This is a genomic window from Methylomonas sp. Uni0011, from assembly GCF_056850255.1.
In genome coordinates this window covers 552846-560109 of sequence record NZ_JBVVNO010000002.1, presented here as the reverse complement: position 1 = coordinate 560109, position 7264 = coordinate 552846, and the positions used below count along the sequence as shown (strand labels likewise).

Annotated in this window: 5 protein-coding genes; 1 reads left to right on the top strand and 4 read right to left on the bottom strand. The window is 58.7% G+C overall.

The features are described from left to right. Positions 1–322: 322 nt before the first annotated feature. Positions 323–2767, bottom strand: coding sequence for a TonB-dependent receptor (locus AC0IM9_RS05220; protein WP_482803309.1), 2445 nt, complete (start codon positions 2765–2767; stop codon positions 323–325). Positions 2768–3096: 329 nt separating this feature from the next. On the opposite strand from AC0IM9_RS05220, the gene AC0IM9_RS05215 reads away from it, so the two are divergent. Beyond that, positions 3097–3306 carry a DUF1289 domain-containing protein gene (locus AC0IM9_RS05215; protein WP_278211518.1) on the top strand — a complete coding sequence of 70 codons (210 nt, stop codon included), beginning with the start codon at positions 3097–3099 and terminating at the stop codon, positions 3304–3306. A 22-nt stretch (positions 3307–3328) separates the two neighbouring features. Here the strand turns inward: AC0IM9_RS05215 and AC0IM9_RS05210 are convergent, their stop codons facing one another. Genes AC0IM9_RS05210 through nhaD form a run of 3 tightly spaced genes read right to left on the bottom strand, consistent with a single transcriptional unit; the run spans position 3329 to position 7056 of the window. Continuing rightward, positions 3329–4027 (bottom strand): response regulator, encoded by a 699-nt coding sequence (locus tag AC0IM9_RS05210; RefSeq protein WP_482803308.1) that lies wholly within the window; start codon positions 4025–4027, stop codon positions 3329–3331. Then, positions 4024–5580 carry a DUF4118 domain-containing protein gene (locus tag AC0IM9_RS05205; RefSeq protein ID WP_482803307.1) on the bottom strand — a complete coding sequence of 519 codons (1557 nt, stop codon included), beginning with the start codon at positions 5578–5580 and terminating at the stop codon, positions 4024–4026. Before AC0IM9_RS05205 ends, AC0IM9_RS05210 begins: the two co-directional genes overlap by 4 nt. A gap of 30 nt (positions 5581–5610) precedes the next feature. Beyond that, the gene (nhaD, locus tag AC0IM9_RS05200) at positions 5611–7056 is read right to left on the bottom strand and encodes a sodium:proton antiporter NhaD (RefSeq protein WP_482803306.1); all 1446 of its coding nucleotides are present in this window, start codon (positions 7054–7056) and stop codon (positions 5611–5613) included. Between the last annotated feature and the right edge of the window lie 208 nt (positions 7057–7264).

Sequence of the window (7264 nt, the reverse complement as noted above, 5' to 3'; positions counted from 1 at the left end):
AACCAACGTGTTCGATGCGTTTCAGGCTTCGCCATCTCCTAGCAGGCTCGCCGCCGTGTCCCGCCGAATCGAGTTCGTCTCCTGCGGACCGCCAGTTCGCCTCCGATTGCTCTCCACCCCGTTTCGCTACGACGCAGTTATCTTCTGCTACAGGGCCTTGGCATACCCTGACATGGACTTTCACCATGCTATGTGTGCGCCGTCACGAGCGCACTAGGAGCAGGCCATGCCTGCGACCGAAGGCGCTTGATCGCGGGCGTGGCCCGCTCCTACCATCCATAACTTAACGGCATTGCCAGCCCAGCCGGAGGCCGCCACTCCATCAATACTTGATCGTGACGCCGACGAAAGCCGAGCGGCCCATACCCGGCACGTTTCGGCCCCAAGGCACGGTGACGTTGGGGGCGGCGGTCGGGTTCATGCCGTAGCGGTCGCCGAGATAGGAGCCGGCCAAGGGATGGAAATATTGTTTATCCAGCACGTTGTCCAAGCCGACGTCCAGCCTGACACTGCCCCATTCGTAGCCGGTTCTGGCGTTGAGCAGGATGTAGGACGGCGTCTGAACTTCGTTACGGATTTGCTGGACATGGGATTTGCCGTCGACGAACTGCATTTCCAGCGCGCTCTGCCAACTGCTCAAGCGGTGGTCCAGACTCAATTTCATATTGAACGGCATCATGTGGTACAGGTTGCCGCCGTCCATCCGCTCGCCGCGGACGTAACTCATCGTGGTATGGGCCGCAAATTCGCCGAGCTTTTGGTCTTTGTACAAGCGGGTGCGAGCCGACACGTCCATACCCCATAGCCGCGCATCGTGGTTGGCGTATTGCAAATAGACGTACTGATTGTCCACCGTCAAGTTATTGATGGTAGGCCCGCCCGTGTATGACGTTGCCGCGGTGCGGCAGCCGTTCGCGTCGCGAGCCGGATTGGTATTTACCAGACAGCGATCCGCATCGATGAAGTTATTGACGTACGTAAAATACGGCGTGACGTTGACTTCCCACAAATTGTTTTGCGGCTCGTGAAATGCTGCGGTCAAACTGACGGTATGGGCGGTTTCCTCGGTCAAATCCATATTGCCGACATAGCCATTACCATCGCCGAACCAGCCTATCATCGCCATATCCATTTTCCGCGCGCCCCAGACGTAACGCTCGTACAAATTCGGGGTGCGGTTCTTGCGGGCATAACCCAATTCGTACTGGCTGATGTCGTTGGGCGTGAACTGCACCAGAGCCGTCACATCGAAAGTGTCGTTGGTCCGCCCTTTATCGCGAGCGTTGAAGGCGTTGGCCGCCGTCAAGGCTAATTTCGCGCCTGCAGGATCGGGATTGTTCGCCAAATTGCCATTGGTGCCCAGCAGATTCGGGTTGTAGGGGCTGACGTTACCCGTATCGGTGCTGGTGTGTTCGTAGCGCAAACCCAGCAAGCTTTTCCATTGTTCGTTCCAGCGCGCTTCCCATTCGCCGAAAAAGGCAACCCGCTCTTTCTCCGCATTGTTTAAATTGATGTAATTCTGCGGCGCCATCATCCAGTATGCCGGATTCGGCGTGGGGTTGGCCGGCCCGGGATCGTTATGCACCGCCGGCCAGTAATCGTTCAGCTTGTTGGCGTGGTATTCGTTGCCGATTCTGAAGGTATCGCGCTTGCCGTAGGGGATTTCCGCCAGAATTTTGTAGCCCAGGTTGCGGCCGCGGGTTTCCATCGGCATCCTGTCGTTCGGAAAAGCAAAGCCGCCGCCCGACACCGTACCGTCGAGATAGCGGTTGTGCTTGTCGTCGCCGATGTCCATGCTGTGCTGGGTCGATTCGAAGTAGAACTTACTTTCCAACGTACCCCAATCGAAACTGCCCTTGTGCATGATGTTGCCGAAGATACTGTCGTTATTGGTCAGGTCCATACGCTGGTTCGGAAACAACTGGTAGGGCATGTGCTGCTGGCCGCCTCTGACCACGACCAGATGGTTATTGGATTTGAACGACAACGCCGCGGAATGGTTCTGGTTGACGTAAGCCGTGGAGTTGACGATCTGGCCGTTGCCGTCGTTGTAATTCATGCTTTCGGTATGCGAACCGGTGTAGTCCAGCCGGACGTTCTGAGTAGCGACGCCGGCCGCGATACTGCCGCCGAAGGCGTCGCCGTTGCTGCGGTAAAACGACGACACCGAACCGTCCAGCAAAATATCCTTGCCCGGCTCGGCAAACACCGGTTCCGGCGTTTGTACCGAAATGGTGCCGCCGATGCTGTCGCCGCCCAGGCTCACCGGCGTCACCCCGGTCAGAATCGTGATCTTGCCGATATTGCTGCGGTCGATATACGACAACGGCGGATTCATGTGGTTGGCGCAGGCCGAAGTCAAGGTCATGCCGTTGATGTCGATTTTGACCCGGTCGTCGTTCAGGCCGTGGATCACCGGCAAACTGGACACGCCGCCGGCCCCGTACAAACTGACGCCGGGCGTATCCTCCAATAACTTGGCGGTGTCGCTGACCGCGGCGCGCTTGCTTTCCAGAATATCGGCTTCCATCTCCGATGCGCCCAGGTTTTTTACGCTGGGGAACTTGTCGGTGACGATCACTTTTTCCAACACCACCTCGGTTTCGGTTCTGGCCGGTTCCGGCGCGGTCTCGGCAGCCAACGCCGAAGCCGCGAAACAGAGCGATACCGTGCCGAGCCATTTATCGCACCGCAGCCGATTACCGCCGGACGTTGCCGTGGGTTGGTTCGGAAGATGCGACGGTAGATTTGAATTGAAATTGTTCATTGCTTGCCTTTCGAAAGTCTGAAATCGGGGCGAACGCCAGGGTTCGGCCAGAATTGAGTCAAGCAACAAGCGCACCAAATTGTAAGGCTTTGTAATATTATAACTTTCTAATTTTATGTTTTATGGATTAACCAAAACTATGTTATTTGCCACACGCAAAATAGGCGATATGCCGCAACCCCGGCCGACGATTTCGGCTGTCTAGCGGCCCTGCCCGTGCAATCGCGCCGGCTGCAATTCAATCCGCCGCGACGCCGGCTTTGCCGGAAACGGCGGCACAGACTTACAATAGCCCGCCTTCAATCACCTAACTTTTCGGAAAACACGATATGAAATACAGCCCTTGCGTCGACCAATGCACCAGTGACGGTACTCATTGCTCAGGCTGCGGCCGCTCGCACCAGGAAATCGCCGAAACCAAGCAATTGGTCAAAACGGTGGTCGACTTCATCCAGAAACAGGGTTACGACAACCCGGAAGAGTTTGTCGACCGCATCAGCAAAAGCATTCTGAAAAAGCTGCAAAAAGCCAACGGCTGAGAAGTTTCAAGCGCAGCCAGTTTCAGCCGCCGTCGGCGGCCAGCCGGTAGCCGACGCCGACTTCGGTCAACAGATAACGCGGCCGGGCCGGATTTACTTCCAGCTTGTGCCGCAACTGGCCCATGTAGATGCGCAGATAGTGCTGGTCGTGAATATGCTCGGCGCCCCAAACTTCGCCGAGTAATTGCCGATGGGTCACGACCAGGCCGGCATGACGCACCAGGATGCCGAGCAGGCGAAACTCGATCGGCGTAATCCGCACTTCGTTACCGGCGATGAACACTTTGCGCCGCGCCAGATCGATTTTTAATTGCCCGGTTTCGAAAGTCTCGCTGGCCGCGACGCTACGCGCCACCCGGCGCAACAAGGCCTGCAAACGGGCATGCAATTCGCCGCTGCCGAACGGTTTGGTCAGATAATCGTCGGCGCCGGCATCCAGCGCCATGATCTTGTTCTGCTCCTGGCTACGGGCCGACAACACCAGCACCGGCAGATCGGACAGTTGCCGCAAGCGCCGGGCCACGGCAATACCGTCCATGTCCGGCAAGCCCAAGTCCAGAATCACGCAATCGGGCTGCTCGCTTTTCAGCAGCGCCAGTCCGGCCTTGGCGCAATCGGCTTCGGCGATGCGCCAGCCGCGGTTGGCCAGGCTGGTCTTCAAAAAGCGCCGGGTTTGGCTGTCGTCCTCTATCAGTAAAATCAACGGTGCCGCATCGTTCATCCGCCACTCTCCCCCGTTTCGCCCCAATCCAGCGCCGGCGGCTCGCGCAGCGGCAAATCGATGATGAACGCCGCGCCTTTACCGGCCAGATTCGTCGCCCGAATCCGGCCGCCGTGGGCGGCGACGATGGTCCGGCACAACGCCAGCCCCAAGCCGACGCCGCCGTGTTCGGTCTCGCCGCTCAGCCGGTAGAATTTGTCGAAGATTTTCTGCTGCATGCCGTCCGGAATTCCGGCGCCGTAATCGGTAACGGTCAATTGCAAACCGTCCGCCGCCAGTTCCGCGCCAATATCGATCGGGCTGCCCGGCGGCGTATATTTGATCGCATTCTCGATCAGATTGGCCAGCACTTGCTCGAACAAGACGGCATCGACCCACAACAACGGCAGGCTGTCCGGAATTTGGGTACGCACCGGCCGCTCCCGCAGCGCTTTATCCAGCCGGGTCAACGCGCTGCCGACGATTTCCTCCAGCGCGTTCCATTCGCAATGCAACGTAATTTCGCCGCTGCTGAGCCGGGCCATGTCCAGAATCTTGCTGGTCAATTCGGCCATTCGTTGCGCTTCGTCGAATACCGCCCGGTAAAACTCCTGGCGCTCGGCCGCCGATAAGCGGTCGGCATTGTCGATCAACGCGCCGGCCGCACCGCTGATCCGGGTCAACGGCGTGCGCAAGTCGTGGGAGATCGCGCTGAGCAAGGCGTTACGTAACGCTTCGGCCTGCACCTGCAGGCCGGCTTCGCGGGCGCGTTCGGCCAGATACAAGCGCTCCAGCGCCTGGCCGACCAGATTGCGGAAGGTTTCGAACAAAGCCAGTGCCTCCGGATGCACCAAGCGCGACGAAGGCTCCGCTTTGACCAACAACACGCCGAATACGGTCTGCGATCCGGCCAACGGATAATAGGCCGCACCCTGGCTGTGGCGAGTCGAGTTCGCCGCGAACGCCTGCCGGGCCGCTTCGGTATCGAAACCCGGCCCAACTTCGGCAACCGACGCGGGCAGGCGCCGGTTCTCGTCGGCCGGCACGATGAGCGCTTCGGCGCCGAATTCGTCGCGTATCCGCTCGGCAGCCAACGCCGCAATCGCCTCGCGGCTCTGAGCATCGGACAAAGACCGGCTTAAGCGGTACAAGGCGTTGGCCCGGTTTTCCCGTTGCCGGGCGATTTCGGCCTGGCTGCGGGCCCGATCCAATAAATTGCTGGTCAGGCTGGCAACGACGATCATGATGGCCAAACCGACGATGTTTTCCAGATCGGAAATCGCAAACGAAAAAATCGGCGGCGCAAAATAATAGGCGAACACCGGCGGGCTCAGCAGCGAGGCGGTCAGCGACGCGCCGCGGCCGTAACGGCTGGCGACCAGGAATACGCCGAGCATATAGCTCATCAGAATGCTGGCCGGCTCCAATATGCTACGGAACGGCCAAGCCGCCAGCGTGCAAATAAACGGCGCGGCGATCCCGCAAACGTAGCCGGTGAAGCGCTCGCTCCGGGTCCTGGCCGGCAGGCGCGCCTCCGGTCCGGCATTGCCCTGCCGCCGCCTGCTACCGAACATAGCCCTCAACCTTCCCGCCGGACATCCGCGTCAAAAGGAATGGGCGTTGACCAGAAAATGCACGCCGATACTGGCGAAATAACCGAGCAGGATCACCGGACACCATTTCATGTGGTTGCTGAAGGTATATTGTCCCTTGGCCTGGCCCAACAAGCCAATCCCCGGCGCCGAACCGATCGCCAACAAGCTGCCGCCGACGCCCAGGGTCAAAGTCAACAGCAGCCATTGGCCTTGGGTGATGTCGGGGTGCATGGTCAAAATCGCGAACATCAGCGTGCCGTTATCGACGAAGGCCGAGCACAGGCCGATCGCGATATTGGCCAAGGTCGGGCTGAGTTGGCCGTAAAGCAGGTGTGAGACGGCGTCGAGATAACCGATATAACCCAGGCCGCCGATGCCCATCATCGCACCGTAAAAAAACAACAGCGTGTCCCATTCCAACCGGCCGACTTTGTCGAAAATATCGAAACGCGTCGATTGGGTGGCGGCGGCCTGGTAATCGCCGCCGCCGAAAAACAGCGAGAACTCCGACTGGTTCAATGGTTGCGCTTTTTCGGTTTTGTGCAGGTAGTAATAAAAAAACTGCAGTAACGACAATCCCGCCATCATGCCGGCCGCGGCCGGCAAATGCAGTTCCATATCGAACACCACGGCCAACGCAATCGTCACGCCGAACAGAAACAGCAAGCGCTTCGCGCCGCGCGGCAACGCGACATCCGCCATTTCGATGCTGGGAACTTCCTGCGGCAGCGCAAAATGCATCGCTAGCGCCGGCACCAGGAAATTCACCAGACAGGGTAAGAACAACTTGAAGAATTCGGTGAAACCGAGGATGCCGTGCTGCCAGACGAACAAGGTCGAAATCCCGCCCAAAGGACTGAACGAACCGCCGGCATTGGTTGCGATTACGATATTGATACACGCTAAGGACACGAAGCGCGGATTGCTCTTGCCGACCGCGACCGCCACAGCCCCCATCAGCAGGCCGGCCGTCAGGCCGTTGACCACACAAGAAAGCAAGAACACCAACAATCCGGTCATCCAGAACAGTTGCCGATAACTCAAATGCTGACTAACCAGCCAGACTTGCAAGGCGTCGAACAGGCGCATGTCCTCCATCGCGTTCAGATAGGTCATCGATACCATGATGAACAGCAACAACTCGATGTAAGTCTGCAAATTGCTGCGAAACGCGGCGACTGCCAGTTCATCCAGTCCCTGGTCCCGGTAGGCCAGCACGATAACGAACCAGATTAACGCCGCCGCCAACAGCATCGGTTTGGATTTGCGCAATTCGGTCACTTCTTCCAGCATCGCCGCGACATACGCCGCCACCATGACCAAAAGCGAAATGTAACCGGCCCAATGGCCGGTCAAATCCAAAGGTTTTAGGCTTTCCGGCGCCGAGCCGGCATCCGCGGCAGCCAGTGCCGGCAGCGCCAGGGCTGCCAGTCCCAGCAGGCCCGATATCATCATCCGCACAAATTTCTCCTTACCCTGATTCGCAAGCGCTCCGAATCGACGGAACGCTCCGCCAAGCTCGGCACCATCGCCTTAATGTTTCCATTGGCCGCCCGCCGCGACGACCGCGCCGCCTAAACTTCCACGGCCCGGAATTCTAGGCAGCCGGACGTAAAAAAGGCGTAAAGAGCGGCCGGGATAGTTGCCGAGGATTTGCCAAATC